General features: G+C 70.5%; 17 protein-coding genes and 1 pseudogene. 7 read left to right on the top strand and 11 right to left on the bottom strand.

Annotation, left to right across the window (positions count from 1 at the left end):
* The first annotated feature begins 82 nt into the window (after positions 1-82).
* Genes ACP96_RS06165 through ACP96_RS06150 form a run of 4 tightly spaced genes read left to right on the top strand, consistent with a single transcriptional unit; the run spans position 83 to position 6,256 of the window.
* On the top strand, positions 83-901 hold the full coding sequence (locus ACP96_RS06165) for a hypothetical protein (protein ID WP_050032659.1): 819 nt from the start codon (positions 83-85) through the stop codon (positions 899-901).
* Positions 898-2,175 carry a hypothetical protein gene (locus tag ACP96_RS06160; protein ID WP_050032658.1) on the top strand — a complete coding sequence of 426 codons (1,278 nt, stop codon included), beginning with the start codon at positions 898-900 and terminating at the stop codon, positions 2,173-2,175. The genes ACP96_RS06165 and ACP96_RS06160 overlap by 4 nt, the downstream gene beginning before the upstream one ends.
* Positions 2,168-5,821, top strand: coding sequence for a UvrD-helicase domain-containing protein (locus tag ACP96_RS06155; RefSeq protein WP_050032679.1), 3,654 nt, complete (start codon positions 2,168-2,170; stop codon positions 5,819-5,821). The genes ACP96_RS06160 and ACP96_RS06155 overlap by 8 nt, the downstream gene beginning before the upstream one ends.
* 54 nt (positions 5,822-5,875) lie before the next feature.
* A complete protein-coding gene (locus ACP96_RS06150; RefSeq protein WP_050032657.1) occupies positions 5,876-6,256 on the top strand; it encodes a thioredoxin family protein in 381 nt (126 codons plus the stop codon).
* A gap of 102 nt (positions 6,257-6,358) precedes the next feature.
* Here the strand turns inward: ACP96_RS06150 and ACP96_RS06145 are convergent, their stop codons facing one another.
* The 9 genes and pseudogenes from ACP96_RS06145 to ACP96_RS06105 form a co-directional block, all read right to left on the bottom strand.
* On the bottom strand, positions 6,359-6,625 hold the full coding sequence (locus ACP96_RS06145) for an elongation factor 1-beta (protein WP_050032656.1): 267 nt from the start codon (positions 6,623-6,625) through the stop codon (positions 6,359-6,361).
* 2 nt (positions 6,626-6,627) lie between these two features.
* The gene (locus ACP96_RS06140) at positions 6,628-6,807 is read right to left on the bottom strand and encodes an HVO_2753 family zinc finger protein (RefSeq protein WP_004047107.1); all 180 of its coding nucleotides are present in this window, start codon (positions 6,805-6,807) and stop codon (positions 6,628-6,630) included.
* An 83-nt stretch (positions 6,808-6,890) separates the two neighbouring features.
* Complete coding sequence (locus ACP96_RS06135) at positions 6,891-8,126, bottom strand: tripartite tricarboxylate transporter permease (RefSeq protein WP_050032654.1); 1,236 nt, start codon at positions 8,124-8,126, stop codon at positions 6,891-6,893.
* Between the two features lie 105 nt (positions 8,127-8,231).
* Positions 8,232-8,426, bottom strand: coding sequence for a 30S ribosomal protein S17e (locus tag ACP96_RS06130; RefSeq protein ID WP_004047105.1), 195 nt, complete (start codon positions 8,424-8,426; stop codon positions 8,232-8,234).
* An 80-nt stretch (positions 8,427-8,506) separates the two neighbouring features.
* Positions 8,507-9,178, bottom strand: coding sequence for a DUF447 domain-containing protein (locus ACP96_RS06125; RefSeq protein WP_050032653.1), 672 nt, complete (start codon positions 9,176-9,178; stop codon positions 8,507-8,509).
* An 89-nt stretch (positions 9,179-9,267) separates the two neighbouring features.
* Positions 9,268-10,068 (bottom strand): annotated as a pseudogene (locus ACP96_RS06120) (triphosphoribosyl-dephospho-CoA synthase); the annotation flags it as partial.
* Positions 10,069-10,112: 44 nt separating this feature from the next.
* The gene (locus tag ACP96_RS06115; RefSeq protein ID WP_050032652.1) at positions 10,113-10,949 is read right to left on the bottom strand and encodes a tRNA-dihydrouridine synthase; all 837 of its coding nucleotides are present in this window, start codon (positions 10,947-10,949) and stop codon (positions 10,113-10,115) included.
* A complete protein-coding gene (gene cofD / locus ACP96_RS06110) occupies positions 10,946-11,986 on the bottom strand; it encodes a 2-phospho-L-lactate transferase (protein WP_050032650.1) in 1,041 nt (346 codons plus the stop codon). The genes ACP96_RS06115 and cofD overlap by 4 nt, the downstream gene beginning before the upstream one ends.
* 476 nt (positions 11,987-12,462) lie before the next feature.
* A complete protein-coding gene (locus ACP96_RS06105) occupies positions 12,463-13,356 on the bottom strand; it encodes an isoaspartyl peptidase/L-asparaginase (RefSeq protein WP_050032649.1) in 894 nt (297 codons plus the stop codon).
* Between the two features lie 117 nt (positions 13,357-13,473).
* Here ACP96_RS06105 and ACP96_RS06100 point away from each other — a divergent pair, with 117 nt between their 5' ends.
* From ACP96_RS06100 to icd, 3 genes are all read left to right on the top strand, one after another.
* Complete coding sequence (locus ACP96_RS06100) at positions 13,474-15,024, top strand: HTTM domain-containing protein (protein WP_050032648.1); 1,551 nt, start codon at positions 13,474-13,476, stop codon at positions 15,022-15,024.
* Positions 15,025-15,088: 64 nt separating this feature from the next.
* Positions 15,089-16,054: a glycosyltransferase gene (locus tag ACP96_RS06095; RefSeq protein WP_050032647.1), complete on the top strand. Its 966-nt coding sequence runs from the start codon at positions 15,089-15,091 to the stop codon at positions 16,052-16,054.
* 90 nt (positions 16,055-16,144) lie between these two features.
* The gene (gene icd, locus ACP96_RS06090) at positions 16,145-17,407 is read left to right on the top strand and encodes an isocitrate dehydrogenase (NADP(+)) (RefSeq protein WP_050027005.1); all 1,263 of its coding nucleotides are present in this window, start codon (positions 16,145-16,147) and stop codon (positions 17,405-17,407) included.
* Positions 17,408-17,554: 147 nt separating this feature from the next.
* Here icd and ACP96_RS06085 read toward each other — a convergent pair whose 3' ends face one another.
* Positions 17,555-17,929 carry a hypothetical protein gene (locus ACP96_RS06085; protein ID WP_050032645.1) on the bottom strand — a complete coding sequence of 125 codons (375 nt, stop codon included), beginning with the start codon at positions 17,927-17,929 and terminating at the stop codon, positions 17,555-17,557.
* 88 nt (positions 17,930-18,017) lie between these two features.
* Positions 18,018-18,996 (bottom strand): RNA-guided endonuclease InsQ/TnpB family protein (locus ACP96_RS06080; protein ID WP_050032677.1); only part of this gene is annotated, 979 nt, incomplete at its 5' end.

Below are 18,996 nucleotides of genomic sequence, written 5' to 3'. Positions count from 1 at the left end.
CACTGTGTCGGCGGCAGCGACCGACAACGGTTCGGCGGTGGACGCCGTAGCGTCCGGGCTGACGAGCGGTCGACTCCAAGCAATGGAAGGAACGCGCACACACGACGACGGGATCCCGGATCGGCTGACGCTTCACGTCGGCGACGAAAGGCGGCTGTTCGAGCGGGCTCGCACCCGCTCGCGCCCGAACGAACTCGTCGTCTCCCCGGTCGAACTCCATCAACGCAACGTCCAGCGCAGGCTCCGAGAGGCCCGACTGCCGAAGGACGCCTTCCGCTTCGAGGACCCGGTCGGGATCTGCGTCCGCGTGTTGGAGGCCGCGGAGCGATCGACTGCGGCCGTGGACCGCGTCGATCGCCTCTCGCTGATCCGGTCGGTCCTCGACGCTGCAGCGGCTGACGACTCGACGAACCTCCCCCTTCCGACGGGCACCGCGTCGCGCGATCCGCGGCACATCGAGCAGATCCGAACCGAAGTGGAGGCGATCACGAACTTCCACCCGGAGCGGATCGCGGCCTGGACCGAGACGGCCGGCGGGATCGACGCTCCGATCGACCACGAGGCAGCGGCGCTCCTTGACGCCGGATTCGGGATCGAACGCGAACTGCGGAACCAGACCGCGAAGGCCGTCTCCGAGACGGCGCTGGTGCGCCGCGCGACGCGGTCGATCACGGCGACGGACGGGTCGGTGTGGGCGGATACGTACCCGAATATCGAACGGCTCACGCTCCTCGGGCTCTCCAGTCTGTCGGCGCCGCACACCGATCTCGTCAACGCGCTGCTGGCCGCCACGCCCGTCGAGGTCCACGTCCACTTTCGAGAGGGAAGCGGGGAGTTCCTTCGGCGCCGGATCCCCGACCTCCTCGCCGTCGCCGACCCCGGAACGGAGGCGTTCGAATGACCGGTTCCGACCGGCTCGCGCTCGCGGCGCCGATCGACGCGCCCGACGCCCCGGTGATCGAGATCGCGTCCCCGACGCGCCGAGACGAGGCGCGCGGCGCGATGGCGGTCGCGGCCGCGCTCCGAGAGGCAGGTGTTCCGGTCCGAGACCTCGCCGTCGCGGTCCGCGACCTCGACCCGTACGAGGAGCCGCTGTTCCGGGCGGCGCTCCAGTACGGGATCGCACCCGTGTTCTGGACGCAGCTCCGCGTCACCCGAACCCGCCCGTACGCCCTCGTCGAGTCGGTGTGTGAGGCGCTGGCCGGAGAGGCCGCGGACCGCGAGACGCTGCTGCGGCCGCTCGAACTCCGGTGGTCGCCGGCGACTTCCCACGGCGCTGATCCGCAGTCGACGGAGTGGCCCATCGAGCCCGGGGCGGTACACCGAGCCCGCGAGGCCCTCCCGGCCGCCTCCCGATCGGTCCCCGAGTGGATCGAGGTGATCGAATCGACCGACGGCGTCGACGACCGGTTCCGGCGGTTCCTCGAGTGGCTCGACGCCGCGCCGGCGCCGGAGCCGGCGTCGGTCGCCGCGCTCCTCGGCGAGACCGTCGAGGGGTACGCCGACCGTGGGCTCCCGGAGACGAAGGCCGCTGACTCGCCGGCGCTGCTCGACACCGAGACCGACGCGCGTGCAGTCGTGCGGGTTCGCACCCTCGTCCGGCAGCTACGGCACAAGTTCGCGGACCGCCTCGAAGAAGGGACGCTGGAGCGCTCGTGGAGCGATGTCGCCGACCTCGCCGGCGTGATCGCCACGCAGCGCCCGGGTCGTCGGGAGCACTCGAACGCCCGCGCGCTCGACGTCTTCGAGGCGAACGACGTCTGGACGCTCGAGGTACCGTACGTGATCGCCGTCGGGCTGACCGCCGAGGAGTGGCCGAACCCGTCTCAGTCCGTGTTGCCGCCGGAGTTCCAGGAGGCGGTCCTCCGGGGAGAGGGATCGTCCGAAGCGCTCGCGCCGCAGCCGGCGTGGGTCGGCGGCCGCGACCGCGACCAGTTCGTGGACACGCTCCGTGTGGCGGAGCGATGCGTCGTCGTCACCCGACACACGCGGACCCCCGCCGGCGACGACGTGGCTCGCTCCCCCTTGCTCGACCACATCGAGACGCGGCGGATATCCGAATCGTCTCGGCGGCGGTTGGTCGGGACGGAACGGGAGCTTCCGCCGGCGCTGCGGGAGATCGTCGGTGGAGAGTCCGCGGAGAGGGATGAGAGACCGGAGGGAGACGATGACTGACGACGGCGCCGACGGCGACGCCGACCCCCTCAGGCTACGAGGCGCACAGCGGGCGATCAGGGACGCGTACTTCGCGGCCGACGCCGGGCTGTTCACCCTCGACTGCGTCCCGGGCGCCGGCAAGTCGGTCGTCGCCCACCACATCGCCGCCGAGGACGTCCTCCGCCGATACGCGGCCGGGGACCCGACCCCGGAGCAGCACGTCGCGGTCGTCTCGTTCAACCGCGACGAGGCGGCCGAGATCGTCCCGGCGATCTGCGACCGGTTGCGGGCGATCGTCGAGGGCGGCCTCGTCCCCGTCGCGGCCGATGTCTCCGAGGCGGAGCTTCGGTACCTCCAGCAGCGCGTGCGACAGGCGCCCTACGCGGGTACCATCGACGGGTTCTTGCGCGGGATCTTCCGAGAGTTCGCGGGCGACGTCGGCTTCGACGAGACGCCGTCGGTCGGGAACGACGCGCTCCTGAAACGGGTCCACCGCGACTGCTACGAGTCGCTCCGCGGCGACTCGGAGCTCGCCCGTCGGCTCCGCGACCTCGAGGCCGCGTACCCCGACGGCGAGTACGACGACGGCGTCGACGAGATGCTGGCGGACGCGCTGACGTACTGCCGCGATCGACGCCTCTCGACCGAGGCGTTCCGGTCGGAGCTCACGAAGACGCGCGACTCGGTATATCCGGACGGGAAACCCGACTCGTTCGACGCCATCGCGCGGTCGGTCGAGCGGTTCGTCGAGGGCGAGGAAATCGATGACCGCGAACCCGACGGCGGCGCCGCCGACCGCGTCCGCGAGGCGGTGACCGGGTCGGACCGAGCGCGCCTGCTCGACGCCGACCGCGAACTGTACGACGCGTGGGAGACGCGGATCGACGACTTCTGTGCCGTTCTCTCGGCGTACCGCGCCCGATACCGAGACGCCGTCCGCGAGTACGGCGCGGTCTCGCACACCGACGTCGCGTACCTCGTGGACGCGTACTTCGACGGATCGAGCGAGCGACCGGACCTGCCGGAGCCGCTCCGCTCGGTCGACGACTCGCACTGCGACCGGATCCGCCGAACGTACCGGTCACGGATCCGGAGTCTGGTCATCGACGAGGCGCAGGACGTGTCTGCCGTCCAGCACGCCGCGCTCTCGCACGTCGTGACGATCGAGTCGCGCGTCTTCGCCTGCGGCGACGTGCTACAGGGCATCTATCTGTGGCGACACGCCGACCCGCGGTGGTTCGCCGCCGCGACGACCGAGGGGACGTATCTCGGCGTGGACTGGGACACTCACGAGAACCGAACGGCGACCACCACCTACCGGTGCGTGCCCGACGTCGCCGCGGGGATCAACGCGATCGCCGAGCGGGTGTTCGACGATCCGGCCCGCGGGGATCTGGGAGACCTCGACGCATCGTACCCGCGATTGGACGCGGCCCGCGAGGGCGTCACCGGCGGCGAGAACGACGAAGACGACGACGGTCCCGCCGTCCACGTCTCGGCGTTCGCCGGCGTCGGCCGCCCCGGATCCGCGACGTGGGCGAATCCCGACGGAGAGGGCGGCGAGGCGAACGTGCTCGCGACGCTCGTCTCGCGGGGGCTCGCGGACGGGACCTTCCGCGACGCAGACGGCGACCCGCTCGGCGTCACGGTGCTGTTCCGCCGCGGGACGCGGATGCCCGAGTACGAGGCGGCGTTCGCCGCCGAGGGACTTCGCGTCCGCACCGCGACCGACGCGCTGTTCGATTCCCCCGCCGTCGAGACGGTCCTCGCCGTCTGCGAGTGGCTGATCGCGCCGGGATCACCGGAACGTACCGCTGACCTCCTCACCGAGTCCCCGCTGCGGGACGCGTTCGATGCGGCCTCCTCCGACCCGTCCCCGTTCGAGGCGCACTCGTGGGATCTCGACCGGGTGCTCAACGACGACCCGGATACCCTCACGGAAGCGCAGCGACGGGTCCTCCGAGGGGTCGTCCGGCTCCGCGACCGGAGGGACGCTTTCGGCCGGACTCCGGCGAGCGTCTACGTCGAGGACGTGATCGAGGCGCTCGCGCTGCGGGCCGACCCGAACGGGTGCGTCGACGACACCGATCCGGACCAGCGAGTCGCCAACCTCGACGCGCTCGTCGAGACGCTCTCCGAATGGGAGGGAGACGGTCACTACTCCCCCTCGGAGCTGATCGACCTCGCGGAGCCGTTCCGTGAGGACCCCGGTGCCGGCCCGACGCAGCCGAGCGCGGCCGGCGCCGCCTACGACGTCGAGTTCCGCACGGTTCACCGCGCCAAAGGGGATCAGGACGACGTGGTCGTCGTCGCCGACCCCGGATTCGATATCTGGTCGCGCGGCCCCCACGCTCGTCGGTTCGTCGCGCAGGGGGAGATCGCGGGGCTCGCCCCGCCGACGAACACGGAGGTGCCCGAAGACGTCACCGTCCCCCCGTTCGACGGCGGGCTGTACGGCGCCGGAGACGGGTGGGGCCGCGACGCCGGGCTCCGCTGGGCGACGGCTCGCTGGCGGGGCTCTCCGGACGATTCCGCGCCCGGCTCCCCGCCCGACTCCGTGGACCCGAACACGCTCGTCGGTCCCGATCGTCTCCGCCGCGTGGCCGAAAACGAGCGCGCCGAGGCGTGGCGCCTGCTGTACGTGGCGCTGACGCGGGCCCGGGACCACCTCGTCGTCCCCCTGCCTCGCTCGGACGCCGGAGGGGATCAGTGTCGGGACCGGTGGCTTGACGCGGTCCGCGACGGGCTGGCGTTCTCACGCGACGGCACCGACTCCTACGAGTTGCGGCTCGACGCGGGCTCGAACCGAGACCCGAATCGAGACCCGATCGAGATCGGCGTCAACGACGTGGATCTGTTCGCCGGACGCGACGCCCCGACGCCTCGAACCGGAAGCGATCGCGTCGCCGCCTCTCCGACACGGCGCGACCGGCTCAACTCGTGGGTCCCCCGGTTCCTGAGCCCCAGCACGATGTACCCGCTGACGGAGGACGCGGATCGATACGCGCTCGCCCACCTGTTGGGCGAGCCGTTACACACGGCGACGAACGAGGTCTCCGGGAATCTCCCGCTGCGATTCGACCGGCTCGGTCCCGAGGAGGTGGGGACGTGTCTCCACGACGCGCTCACGGAGCTGGTCGTTCGCGGCGTTGACGAACGGGCGATCCGGACGACGGGACCGGACGTACGCGCCGCCTTCGACGACGCCGTGAATGCGCTTTCGAAACCCGTCGACGAGGCCGAGCGCGACGGGATGTTCGCGTTCTTCGAGACTGTCCTCGACGACTTCCTCGACTCGGACCTGTGGGGTCGGATCGCGGATCCGGCGACCGAGATCGGCGTCGAACGCCCGCTGGACGGGCTGGCCGAGGTCGGCGATCTCGAGGTCGAGATCCACGGGCGGGCGGACTTCGTCGCCGAGTATCCGGACGGGGAGCGATTCGTGACCGACGTGAAGATCGCCTTGGCCGAGCCGACTCCCGAGACGCGACGGCGGTACGAGCTGCAGATAGCCGCGTACGCGTTCCTCGCGGAGCAGCGCGGCGCGTCCGACGCGCCGGTCCGCCGGACCGTCGAGACGTTCGGCGTCGCACGCGAGACGACGACGGCCTCGTGGCCGGCCGACATCGTCCACCGACGGCTGCGGCGGCTTCTCGAAAAGTGAAGTCCCTCCCGGTCCTGGCGCGATGTTTATAAGTGTTCGACGACAATAGTGTGCATGAAACCCAAGACCGGATCAGAGAACTCCGAGTCCGCTGACGGCGCCTCCGCGGACGTCCGACGACCGGTATCTCTCGAGGACGCAGACGCGCTCGACGCGTTCGTCGCCGACGCGAACGCCGCCCTCGTCGAGTTCTACACGGACGGCTGCGGCCTCTGCGCGAGCATGGAGCCCGTCCTCGGCAACGTCGCCCGCGAGCTCGACATCGCGGCCGCGCTCGTGAATCCCCGCGACGATCCGCCGCTCGTCGAGCGGTTCGACGTGCGGAGTGTCCCGCTGTTCGTGCTGTTCGTCGACGGCGAGCCGGTCGCGCGCCGCGCGGAGGGATTCGTTCCCGGCGACGACCTCGCGGCGTGGATCTCCGAGCACGTCCCGTAACGAGTAATTAGACGGTTCAGCCGGCTCTCTCCGGCCGAAGAATGGTTGGCTGTAAGACGCGGAAAAGCCGTTTCGCGTCGTCGACGACGAGACCGAAGCCGCTTAGAGGCGACCGACGTTCTCGACGGCGACCGACTCGACGCCGTCGACGTCGTTGAACGCCTCTTCGACGGCCTCGGTACCGCCCGCGCCGTCGGGGACGATGACGGTGGGAAGGAGGGCGACGAGCCCGAACGCGACGTCGTCGCGCTGGAACCCGCGGATCTTCGCGCCCTGCGGGAGCGACTCCTCCAGTCGGTCCTGCAGGTCGTCGAGGTCCACGTCGGGGCTGTTCGGCATGACCTTGATCTTGGCGGCGACGTCTCCCATTGTTAGGGCCCTCGGAAGCCGCAGTCGGGACACTCGTAGAGGTTGCTCTGCTTCCGGCACTTGGCGCACCGGTGGATCGTCTCGCCGCAGTCGGGGCAGGAGAACCGCGCGGCGTTCATCCCGGCCACCTGAATACCACAGGAGACACACTGCCGGGTGCCCTGCGTTTCACTCTCGCTCATACAGTGAACCACCACCGCGCGACTTTTAACCGTTGTTCTTTGCCTTCGCGACCGTACGACCGGTTGCGACGCGGTACCGTGGTTCACCCGACGATGAGCGGCCCGATCAGTACCCCCATCAGGTGGACCCGCCGTGCGCCGACCCGCGGCGGAACGAGCCCTAACGCCCCGGCGACGACGAAGACGCCGATCCCGAACACCCCGGCAAAGGCGTACGAGATCCCCGCGAGCAGCCCCAATACGCCGACCGACAGTCGCGTGTAGTCCGCGTTTCCGACGACGCGGAGGTACGCGTCGCCGACCAGCAGCACGAGCGCGAACCCGCACGCCGCAGCGGTCGCGGCCGCGACGAGTAAGATCGGGAGCGCGAACGGGACCTCGGCGCGGTCGATCGCGACGGTCACTCCCGTCCGGGGCGTTCCGAGCGCGACGAGCGCGAACAGCGCGAAGATCGTGTTCGCCGTGTTCGCGCCGCTCGTGGCGACGACGAACCCGCGGTCCGACTCGTCGCGCGGGACCGCCGGCAGCGCCGCGACCGCCGCGATCGCCGCGGAGACGCCCGGCACGTAGCCGACGACCGCGCCCGCCAGCGACCCACCGCCCGCGCTGACGCCGAGTCCTCGACGGCTCATCGCTATCCGGGCGTCGGCCTGCGGCGGCACGCCCCCGTCGCCCATCGCGTCGACGAGCACCGGGGCGCCGAACAGCCCGGCGAAAAGCGGCGCGAGGACGCCGCCCGCGTCGAGCGGCGCCGACGGATTCGCGTCCAGCGTCGCGAGGCCGAGCGCGGCGCTCGCGAGGCAGGCGACGAGCCCCCCGAGCGCGGCCCGCCTCGACGACTCGGTGAGCACGAGGAAGGCGACGACGACGCCCAGAAGCAGCGATAGGTGCTCTCTGACGACGGGGTAGCCGCGAATCATGACCCACGTTATCGGTACTGCGAGCGGGACCGCGAGCGCGACCGCCAGTCCCGATCCGACCGCGGAGAGCCGGACCGCTTCCCGACCGCGTCCCGCGACCACGAGCCGGTGTCCCGGCAGCGCCGCGACCGCCGTGGCCGCGTCGGGGACGCCGAGCGCGAGCGCGGGGACGATGTCGAGGAACGAGTGGACCACGCCCGCGCCGAGCATCGCGACGCCGACGAGCAGCGGGTCGGCCGACACCGAGGGAGCGAGTCCGGCCAGAAGCAGCGCGAAGTTGTTGGCGTGAAGTCCGGGGACGAGCCCGCTCGCGGTCCCGAGCGCGACGCCCCCGCACAGGAACGCCAGCGCCGCCGCCGCGAACCCCGGATCGACGACGGGTCTGACCAGCGCGTCCATCGCGACGAGGTGGCCGCGGCTTTCGGGATAAACCTCGGGAGCGATCGATGAGGCGAGAGCCGCGGCTCGACGGGGGAAAACGAACCGACAGAAACTCGAACTCGCTTACGCCTTCTGGGCCGCTTGCGCCTTCTTCTGGGTGACGTAGCCGGCGATCCGGTTGCGGACGCCCTTCGATTCGACGGTCGTCAGCGCGGTGACGCTCTCCTTGTTCGTCTCGAAGTCCGTGTTGAACGAGTCGGGGTACCGCTCAAGCAGGACCTTCCCGAGCTGCTTGATGTACTTGGGTTTGATGGCCATACCGAGCGATACCGCCGGCCCGAACTAAAAGGGTTCGTTACGCCGCGAGCGGGCCGCAGGCGCGTCCGCACCTCTCCGTCTCACGTCCCTTCGTCGGCTCCGTCGCCTCGTGCCTCTCCGCTCTCCGCCCGTTCCCGCCACCCGGTCGCCTCGTCGATCCGCGCGAACGCCTCGCGTTCGGCCGGGCCGCCGCACTGCTCGACCACGTCCGCGAAGTACCGAAGCCGGTCGAGGAGTTCGGCCGTCTCGAACCCCGACACGTCCAGCCGCGAGGCGGCTACGGTGGCATCGACGACCGCACTAAACCCGCGATTGATCGTCGGCACGCGCTCCTGTACGATCGCGTGCTCGGCCGGATCGAGCGCCCACGTCCGGATCGTCGTGTCGCCCTCGACCTCGCTCTCGCTCTCCTCGACCGTCACCTCGACCCACGCGTCGGCGGTCGGGAGCACCGGGTCGTCGAACTCGCGGACCGTCAGCGCGGCGTCGACGAACGTCCGGGGATCGGTCGTGAACTGGACGACCCCGCTGCCCCGCTCCGTGAAGTTCCGCCACGTCCGAGTGCGCCCGTAGGTCCGCGCGGTGACGGGATCGCTCGGGTCGTCCGGGGCGTGGAGCCCGAGCGCCGCGACGTTCCAGCGGTCGTTCGGCCCGAGCGTCGTCACGACCGATTCGGTGACGCCGCGGAGCGCGACCGGCCAGTCGTCGGTGGCGGAGGCCGTGTCGGGGTCGTCGCGGTCGGCCCCAGTCACGGCGCCACCCCCGCCCCGCGTCGGAGCGCGACGTACAGCGCCGCACAGGTGAGGTCGGCGGTCGTTCCGGGGTTGATCCCCTCTTCGACGAACGCGTCCGCCAGCTCCTCCGCGGCGTCGAGGTCGGCGGTGTGGACCGCATCGGCGTCGATACCCCCGGAAATCGGTCTATCTCCCCCCAAGATCGCGGCCGCACGCTCGCTGACCTCGCGGGCCGTCTCCGGACCGTGGTTCGCGGCGACCAGCGTGTCGGGCTCGGCCGCGAGCAACCCCAGAAACGCTCGGGCCGCGCGGTCGGCCAGGTGCCCCTCGTCGCTCCGGATCCACTCGGCCGCGCGGAACGTCCGCGGGAACCCCTCGACCCACTCCTGTGCGTTGCGGTCGGGGACGCGATCCGGATCTGCGGGGTCGTCGGGCCGGGCCGACAGGGCCATCACGTCCCGTAGGGTCGCGCCCCGCTCCCGGAGCGCGGGGGCCGCGTCGCTCCCGCGTCGCACGTCGAGGTCGGCGGCGTCCGCGGGCGGGTCCGCGACCGCGACGTCGACGTGCTCGAACGCGCGGTAGAACGCGACCGCGTCGTCGACGGTCGCCTCTCGGGTGACTCGGTCGACGGCCGCGGGGGCGAGACCGCCGTCGGTCCCCTCTCCCGCGACCGTCGCTCGCACCAGCGGGACGAGGAGGAGGAGACAGCCGAACTGGGTGTTCGTTCCCGCACGCGCTGCCATCCCCGCGACGCCGCGCTCGAAGGCGCGGCCAATCGTCGTCTCTCCGTTAGCGGCCAGTTCGAGCCCCTCGCGGGCGCCGACCGCCCCGCCGAGGAACGCCTCGAACAGGAGGTCGTCGAGATCACGGTGCCGGTCGACGTTGCCGGGCTTCGGGGTCCCGGCCACCTCCAGCAGGAGCGCGAGCGTCGCGTCGTCGACGGGGTCCCGTCTCACGGCGGCGCCTCCGGCGGGGTCGCCGAGCCCTCCCCGAGCAGCTCCCCGTCTCGCCACGCCGCCACCGCGTCGGCGATCCGCGAGAGGGCGGCCGGGCGCTCGCTCGGCCGGCCGACGCTCACGGCGTCCGCGCCGTACGCGGCGTACTCCGCGACGGTCTCCCGGCCACGCACGCCGTTGTTGGCGATCACGGTGAGGTCATCTCGGGGGCGGTGGGGCTCGCCCGTCTCGCTCCCCCGTCCGGCCGTCAGTTCGTCGACGACTTCCTCCGAGTCCATCGCGTCGACATGCAGCCAGTCGGCGCCCGCGGCCGCGACCGCGTCCGCGACGGCGGCGAGGTCGACGCCGGGGACCTCGGTCCGAACTTTCACGCTCGTCGTCGCCCCGGTCTCGGCGGCGGCAGCCACGTAGTCGGCGAGCCGGTCTGTGTCCCGGAGGAGCGACTCGCCGCAGCCGACCGCGCGTAGCTCGGGCTGCCGGCAGTGCGCGTTCACCTCGCAGACCGCGCCGTGTTCGGCGCAGACCCTTGCCGCCTCGCGGACGGGGTCGACGGTCGCGCTCCGGACGTTGACGCCGGGGCGGAGGGGGGCGTCAGAGAGTCGGCCGAGCTGGCGGTCGATCCACGCGAACGGATCTTCGGGGAGGAACTCCGAACGGTCGCGGGCGACGAGGTCGCGCGCGGCGGCCCGACTGGCCCGGTCGAGCGCGATCCCACCGAGAACCGCGGCGTCGACGTACGGGGCCGCGGCCCGCGCCCAGTCGGCGTCGGCCGCGCCGCTGAGGCTGGCCGCGACGAGGAACGGGGGTGAGAGAGCGTCGCTGTTTGCGGTCACTCCGCCACCTCCGCGTCAGCTTCCGTTTCGGCCTCTCCGTTCGCCACCGCCGCCAGCGCGCGCTCGCACGCCCGAGCGACGCGCTCGGCGTCGTCCGCGTCGTCGATGCGAGTGTCGGTGCGCTCGACGTGCTGCTCGGGGAGTTCGGTCGGGTCGTCGTCGTCGAGGACGAACGCGTCCGCGAACGGGTACGCGTCGGCGACGCCGGCGGTCGAGGGGTCGCGGCCGACGCCCCGCATCAGCTCGGCGGCGGGCCCGGAGAAGACCTCGTCGCCGACGAACGGCGAGACCGCGACCACGGGGGTCGCCTCCAGCGCCGCCTCGACGCCGGGAACCGCGAGCATCGGCCCGATGCTCGTCACGGGGTTGGAGGGACCGATCACCACGGGATCGTCGAGCGCCTCGCGGACGGCGGCGGTCGGCTCCGCGTCCGCGGCGCCCCGGAACTCCACGTCGGCGACGGCGGGATCCGCGCGGCGCGCGACCCAGTACTCCTGGAAGTGGATCGTCTCGCCCGCCTCGGTGTGGATCAGCGTCGCGACCGGATCGTCGGACATCGGGAGGAGGTCGACGTCGAGGTCGAATGCGTCCGCGAGGGTCCGGATCGCCTCGGTGAGCGACTTCCCCTCGTCGAGCAGGCTCGTGCGCGTGACGTGGACCGCGCGGTCGCGGTCGCCGATCTCCATGAACTCGCCAACACCTGAAAAACGCCGCCAGCGGGCGATCCCGCGCCCCGCCGTCTGCGCCTCGTCGTCGAGGTATCGGGGACCCGTTTCGAGTCCGGCCGCCTCCGCGAGCCGGCGGAGTTCCTCGTGGGTCGCCGCCGTGTCGTCCGCGATCCCCCACCACGTCTCGCGGTCGAGGACGCCGCCGCCCGCGAACAGCACGGTGTCGACGTCGGGGCAGACGAGGTGGCCGCCGAGCTCGATGTCGTCGCCAGTGTTGGCGACGACCGAGACCTCCGCGGGGTCCCACACGCGGGTCGCCCCGTCGAGGAGCTTCGGCGTCCCCGTGCCGCCGGCGAGGAACGTGACCATACGCGGGCAACGCGGCGGGCGGATTTGTATCCTCGCCTCCGCGGGCGATGAGGCGGACGGAGGTGGGGGTAACGGGGTTGTTTATAAGTTATCGACGACACTCAACCGATCTTTTCGGGTGGCGCGCCCCGGCGAGCGGCCCGTAGGGCCGCGAGCCGCGAGGGACCTTCGGTCCCTCTGGCAGCCGGCGGCGGAGCCGCCGGCGACGACGGTGCGAGGGAGTCGGTCGCCCGGAGCAACGCGGAGGGCGACCGACGAGGCTGGGGAGGTGTGAGGCTGCGGTGGTGGGCAGTGCGGGATGGGGACTCAAAGGGGCAGTCGCGAGGGCGAAGCACGACGACGCAAGCACCGCAGCGAAGGAGCGATTGCGACTGAGCGAGGAGCGCAGCGAGTCGCGCGAGCCGTCGCGACTGGGGCTTTGGAAGTGGTCACCGCGGTATTGACTGTTTATAAGCGATCGACTGGCAAATCATCGACTACTTATAACCGATGCTCGTCTGCATTCCGTCCGTGTTGAACGCGCTCCCGGCTTCGTCCTCCCCGAGGACGATGACGCCCGCCCCCGATCCGGTAATGTCCTCGAACTCGTCGATCGCTCGCTCGGCCGCTGCCTGCGCCCCGAGTCCGTCGTCGAGATACCCCACCGCCCGCCGCGAGAGCGTCACGCGTGCGATGTCCTCGCCGGCGCCCGTCGCGCTCGCGCCGCCGGCCGCGGTACAGAAGAAGCCCGATCCGACCTGCGGCACGTCGCCGACGCGCCCCGCGAGCGCGAACGACCGGCCGCCCGTGGAGGTCGCCGCCGCGAACGTCTCGCCGTCGGTGGCAACCGTGCCGACCGTGTCGTGGTCGGGCGCCTCATCTTTCGACCGCTCTCCCGCCTGATCGTCGCCCGATCCGAACCGCGTCGCGAGCCAGTCGAGGTGCTCGCGTGGCCCTCCCCGCGGCGGGTCCTCCTCTTCGTACCCCTCGCGCGTCTCGTCGGTGAGCAGGTCGACGTCCGTCTCGATCCCGAACTCGCTCGCGAGGTCGACCGCGTGCTCGCCGGAGACGAAGACGTGCGGCGTCTCCGAGTGGACGACGCGGGCGACGCTCGCCGCGCGCTCGACGCCGGACATCGAGCAGGCCGCGCCGATCTCCCGGTCGGAAGTCATCACGCCCGCGTCCGTGCGGACGACGCCGTCGGACTGGACCGCGCCGCCGACGCCGGCGTTGAACCGCGGGTCCGATTCGAGGACGCCGAGCGCCGTCTCGACCGCGTCGAGAGGTGTGTCGGCGTCGACGCCGCGGCGGGTCGCCTCGTCGAGCGTCGCCTGTCTGGGTGCCGGCTCGTCCGGGCGTCCCCCGGCGCCGCCGTGAGCGATGACGCGCATACGCGGGGGTCTCGCGGCGTCCGGATAAGCGCCCGGAAAGAGGTGGTGTCGGCCACTCCTATCTCCCCTCTCGCCGCCGCAAGACCTTTCCACGCTCCTCGGGGAGTCGTCACCATCGTGGTCGAACGCCGAGACGCCGCCGTCGACGACTCCGGCTCCGGGACTGACGACACCGGATCCGCGGTCCCCGACCGGCCCCGCGCCGCGCTCCGGTCCCGGATCGGGATCGATACGCGCGCGCTCGCTGCGTTCCGAGTCGCGCTCGGCGTCGTCCTCCTCGTCGACCTCGCGCTGCGCGCCCGGAATCTAACGGCGTTCTACACCGATTCAGGGGTACTCCCCCGGTCGACGGTCCCGGAGTCGTACTCCCTCGGAACCCGGCTCTCGCTCCACGCGCTTTCCGGCGAGGCGTGGGCCGTCGCCCTGCTGTTCCTCGTCGCCGGGCTCGCCGCGGTCGCGCTCGCGGTCGGCTACCGGACCCGGCTCGCGGCTGCGGTCTCGCTGGTCCTGCTCGCGTCGCTGCAGGCGCGGAATCCGTTCGTGCTCAACGCCGGCGACACGCTGCTCTGGCAGCTGCTCGGGGCCGGGCTGCTGTGCCCGCTCGGCGCGCGCTGGTCGGCGGACGCGGTTCGGCGGCGGGTCGCGCTGGGCGAGGGAGAACGACCACCGCGCGAAAACTCCCGGTTCGCCGGCCCCGCCTCAGCCCTCCTGTTGACCGTCGTTCTCGCGGTCTACGTCTCGAACGCGGTCGTGAAGCTCCGCGGGGAGGCGTGGCCCGCGGGCGAGGCGGTCGGGACCGTCTTCCGGCTCACGTACCTCCACGGCCCGTTCGGGGGACTGATGCCCGAGAGCCCGGCGCTGCTCGCGGCCGCGACCTACGGCTGGGTCGCGCTGCTCGTCGCCTCGCCGCTGCTCGTCGCGAGCGCCCGACGGGTCCGGGCGGCGCTCGCCGGCGTCCTCGTCGTCGCCCACCTCTCGATGGCGCTCACGCTCCAGATCGGCGTCTTCTCGGTCGTGTCGGCGACCGCGCTGATCCCCTTCTTCCCACCGTTCGTCTGGGATCGGATCGAGTCGCTGGCCGCGCCGGCGATCGGGCGATTTCGGTCGGCGGCGGAGGGGATCCCCGAGCCGCCGGGTGGCGGATCGGTCGCCACCGACCCGCTCTCCGATCTCGGTCTCGGCCGGGCGACCCGCGGCCGCGCCCTCGCCGCCGTCGCCACCCTTCTCCTCGTCTCGCTGCTCGCGTGGAACGCGATGGGGCTCGGAGTCGTCGCTGCGCCCGACCCCGTCGTGGCAGTGTCCGACCCGGCCCAGACCGACTGGGACATGTTCGCGCCGGAGCCGCCGTCGACCGACTCGCTCGTGCTCGCGACGGCGACGACCGCCGGCGGTGACCGGATCGACGCGCTGCACGGCGACTCGGTCGCGGCCGACCGCCCCCCGTCCGACGCCCGGAGCTACCCCACCGCCCGCTGGCGGAAGCACTTCTCCCGGCTGTCGGTCGACGACACCGCTCGCGTCGACGCGACGCTCGTGCACCTCTGTGACCGGGCGGCGGAACTCTCCGGCGGGGAGACGGAATCGGTGACGGTCTCGTCGGTCGGGGTCGACGTGTCCGGGAGCGACGAGGTCTGGGTCCGTGAGATCGGCACGCGCGAGTGTCGGTGAGTACGGGGTACGATTGTCGGTGAGCGTCGGCGAACGCGAGCGAGTAGGCTCCGACTGACCACTTATGGGGTCCGCGCGCGAAGCGGGCGACGTGACCAGCACGGATCAGGACCGCCCGCCGAACTCCGTTCTCCTCCCCACCGTGCGCTGGGCCGACGCCTGCGACGAGGTGGCCGGACAACTCGGCGAGCGCGACGAGCTGCTCGTGATCTGTGACACCGCCGACGACCCGGTCGCCGATCGCCGGGGGACGACGCCGGACGGCGTCCGGATCGTCCTCGCTGGTGAGCCCGAGGGCTGCTCCGGAAAGGCGAACGCCATCGCCGTGGGGATGGAGGCGGCCGCGCACGACCGGATCGTCTGGACCGACGACGACTTCGCGCACCCGGACCACTGGCTGGCAACGCTCAACGCCGACTACGAGCGACAGGGACCCACGACTGAGATTCCCGTCTTCGTCGGGAAGGATCCCCTCGCCCGCCTGCTCGAGCCCGCGTATGCGCTCGGCGGGACCGCCGCGGTGTCCGCGGGCGGGATCGCTTGGGGCGGCGCGGTCGTCTTCGAGCGTGACGACCTCCGAGACGGGCGGGACGCGTTCCTCGCGGACCTCCGCCGGACCGTCAGCGACGACGGGACCCTCTCGGAACACGTCGACGTGACCGCCGCGGACCGGACCCGGACCGTCCCCGCCGGCGGGTCGATCCGGGGATCGCTGGAGCGGTTCGTCCGGTTCTTCCGTATCGTGCGGTTCCACGCGCCTCTCGGGGCCGCGTTCAACGTCGCCTTCGCGGTCGCGTTCGCCGCGCTGTGTCTGTTCGCGCCGGTGATCGGCGTGACGCTCGTCACCGCGATCTCGGCGGGTATCTACGCCCGGTTCGGGATCCGTCGGGCGACGTTCCTGCTCGCGGGTCCGGCGGTGATCGTCTCGCCGCTCCTCCTCGCGTACGCGCTGGCGCGCCGGACATTCGTGTGGGGCGGCCGGCGCTACCGGTGGCGGTCGCTGTTCGACGTGGAAGTGCTTCCCGTCTGAAGTCGTCGGAAACGGTCGATTTCGGCGGATACGGAGCTCAGAAGCAAAGCGGCAGGCACTTTACGCGGGTCCGACAACGCACGCACGTTCATGAGCTACGACAAGGTCGACGTCCCCGAGGACGGCGAGGCCATCACGCTCGCCGACGAGGAGACCGGCGAGCTGAACGTTCCCGAGAACCCGATCATCCCGATCATTCACGGCGACGGGATCGGTACCGACGTCGGGCCGGCCGCCCAGAAGGTACTGGACGCGGCCGCGGAGGCGACGGGCCGCTCCATCGCGTGGATGCGCGTCTACGCCGGCGGCAGCGCCCGAGAGAAGTACGACGAGAACCTCCCCGAGGACACCGTCTCGGCCATCCGCGACCACCGCGTCGCGATCAAGGGCCCGCTGACGACCCCCGTCGGCGCCGGCTTCCGCTCGCTGAACGTCGCGCTCCGAAAGACGCTCGACCTCTACGCGAACGTCCGCCCCACCTACTACATCGACGGCGTCCCCTCGCCCGTCAAGAACCCGGAGGAGATGGACATGATCACCTTCCGGGAGAACACCGAGGACGTGTACGCCGGCATCGAGTGGGAGGCCGGCACCGACGAGTCCGAGCAGGTACGCGACTTCCTCGAAGAGGACATGGAGGTCGCCGACGTCATCCACGACGGCCCGGTCGGCATCGGCGTCAAGCCCATCTCCGAGTTCGGCTCGAAGCGCCTCATCCGCGAGGCGGTCGACTACGCGCTCGCCAACGACCGCGACTCGGTCACGCTCGTCCACAAGGGGAACATCATGAAGTTCACCGAGGGCGCGTTCCGCGACTGGGGCTACGAGGTCGCCGAGGAGGAGTACGGCGACGACGTCATCACCGAGGACCAGCTCTGGGAGGAGCACGACGGCGAACAGCCCGAGGGAACCCTCGTCGTCAAGGACCGCATCGCGGACAACATGCTCCAGCAGCTGCTTACGCGTACGGACGAGTACTCCGTCATCGCGACGATGAACCTCAACGGCGACTACATGTCCGACGCCGCCGGCGCGCAGATCGGCGGCCTCGGCATCGCGCCCGGCATCAACCGCGGTCACGGCCGCTGTCTCGCCGAGCCCGTCCACGGCTCCGCGCCCAAGTACGCCGGCGAGGACAAGGTGAACCCCACCGCGATGATCCTCTCCGGCCGCGAGATGCTCGACTACCTCGGCTGGTCCGACGCCGCCGACCTCGTGCGTGAGGCCGTTGAGGAGACGATCGCCTCCAAGAAGGTCACCTACGACCTCCACCGGCAGATCGAGGGCGGCGAGAAGCTCGCGACGAGCGAGTTCGCCGACGCCGTCGTCGAGCAGATCGACGAGCTGGCGTAAGACTCGTCGATCGGCAACGTCGATCTCGGGACAGAGGCGAATCATCGACTCTGTGTATTTTTAGCTCCGTTGAACCGCTGTTAGTGACGGGTTTCGGTCGCTACGCTGAGTACGGTCGGCACGGGCGGTCGGGGCGTTTTGCTCGCGTCAGGTTTCGTTCCGGAGTGACTGAAGATAGCCGTCGCGTACCTCGTAGACGAAAATTGCTGCGACACTGACCCCCACGATACCCCAGATAACCGTTAGCTCTACGCCGGTAACGTCCGTCGAAAACACGCTCGCGAGGACGATCAGCATAAGCGTGATGACGCCCATCCGGGAGACGCGGGAGACGGAAGGGTCCGCTCGCAGCAGATACACCTGCGGTATCGCGAATCCGAACAGCATGAACAGAACGAACGCGACGACGGAGGCCCAGTCGCCGGGGAAACCGACGCGTAACTCGATGAAGGTGACTGCCCCGAGACAGAGTACGGCCGCGAGTCCCGCTCCGGCGACGACCCGGTTTTCATACGACAACATAGCGAAACAAATAATTTTCTAATATTTGACATCCTCCCGCGCCTGAAGACGCGGGAATCCCACGGCACCGCACCGCTGAGTTGGGATATTACGGTTCGCGGTTCACGACCTGTTCTCGCGGGGCGAAACTGCCCTCGCTACGGTCGAACAGGCGAACCCCTGGCTGTGCCAACCAGCCGTTATCCCTATCACCGCCGTCCGTGGCGAGACTCGGGAGTACCTTTTGTCGAATGTTCTCCGCACCATTTACGTCCGCGTTCGCAACTGTGTCGCACTCCTCGCACACGTACAGTCCACGCTCCACACGCTGGTTGTCATCCGTGTGACCACATGCTGAACACGACTTCGATGTATCGCGTTCCGACACCAACTCCATGTCGATGCCCTCGGCTTCCGCCTTGTAGTCGAGGAGCGTCGTGAACCGATCGAACGCCCACCCGTGCAAGTCTAAGTTCCCGTGGTCGCCCCAGTTCCGAGCTTCGCCGTTCTCGTCGTCCTCTCGAATGCCACCGAGGTCGCCAACGACAAGCGTGCCAACCTCTCGTTCGACACACTCCTCTACAATCGCTTTCGAGAGTGTGTGCAAGAAGTGTGTCCGGCGAGCGGTGCGTTTTCGGTCAAGACGCTTCGCTTCGCGTGAAGCCGAATCGTCCGTCTCGGCACGCTTCTTCGTGAGATAGTATTCGTCCTCTTTGAGTGCGCCACCGGGATACAACACCGACTCGCCACCAAAGGAGACAGCGGCGAAGTTACAGATCCCGAGGTCAACACCGGCCACCTCGTCGCCCGGTGGTTCCGGGTCAATGGTGGTTCGACAGACGAATTGTAACCGCCACTCGTCACGCTTGTATACCGCACGAACCTGTTGAATGTCCCACTCGGTCAGGTCAACATCAGGGCGAGTCTGGTAGTCGCACAGGATGAAGTCTGACCGGTGTTCTTTGAGGTTTCGGCCTTTCGAGAGGCGAACGCGGGTGAACTGTGCGTCGTGCTTGAAGCCAGCCGCTTTGAACGACACGGTTGAACGCGGGTGGGAGTCTCCGTGTTTGCGGTAGCCGGGCGGTCGG

Source organism: Halorubrum halophilum (genome assembly GCF_000739595.1).
GTDB classification, from domain to species: domain Archaea; phylum Halobacteriota; class Halobacteria; order Halobacteriales; family Haloferacaceae; genus Halorubrum; species Halorubrum halophilum.
This window is presented reverse-complemented; position numbering and strand designations above follow the sequence as displayed.

Coding starts and splice junctions, on each gene's coding strand:
- ACP96_RS06165 (WP_050032659.1), top strand. CDS start 83: ATGGAAGGAACGCGCACACACGACGACGGGATCCCGGATCGGCTGACG.
- ACP96_RS06160 (WP_050032658.1), top strand. CDS start 898: ATGACCGGTTCCGACCGGCTCGCGCTCGCGGCGCCGATCGACGCGCCC.
- ACP96_RS06155 (WP_050032679.1), top strand. CDS start 2,168: ATGACTGACGACGGCGCCGACGGCGACGCCGACCCCCTCAGGCTACGA.
- ACP96_RS06150 (WP_050032657.1), top strand. CDS start 5,876: ATGAAACCCAAGACCGGATCAGAGAACTCCGAGTCCGCTGACGGCGCC.
- ACP96_RS06145 (WP_050032656.1), bottom strand. CDS start 6,625: ATGGGAGACGTCGCCGCCAAGATCAAGGTCATGCCGAACAGCCCCGAC.
- ACP96_RS06140 (WP_004047107.1), bottom strand. CDS start 6,807: ATGAGCGAGAGTGAAACGCAGGGCACCCGGCAGTGTGTCTCCTGTGGT.
- ACP96_RS06135 (WP_050032654.1), bottom strand. CDS start 8,126: ATGGACGCGCTGGTCAGACCCGTCGTCGATCCGGGGTTCGCGGCGGCG.
- ACP96_RS06130 (WP_004047105.1), bottom strand. CDS start 8,426: ATGGCCATCAAACCCAAGTACATCAAGCAGCTCGGGAAGGTCCTGCTT.
- cofD (WP_050032650.1), bottom strand. CDS start 11,986: ATGGTCACGTTCCTCGCCGGCGGCACGGGGACGCCGAAGCTCCTCGAC.
- ACP96_RS06105 (WP_050032649.1), bottom strand. CDS start 13,356: ATGCGCGTCATCGCTCACGGCGGCGCCGGGGGACGCCCGGACGAGCCG.
- ACP96_RS06095 (WP_050032647.1), top strand. CDS start 15,089: ATGGGGTCCGCGCGCGAAGCGGGCGACGTGACCAGCACGGATCAGGAC.
- icd (WP_050027005.1), top strand. CDS start 16,145: ATGAGCTACGACAAGGTCGACGTCCCCGAGGACGGCGAGGCCATCACG.
- ACP96_RS06085 (WP_050032645.1), bottom strand. CDS start 17,929: ATGTTGTCGTATGAAAACCGGGTCGTCGCCGGAGCGGGACTCGCGGCC.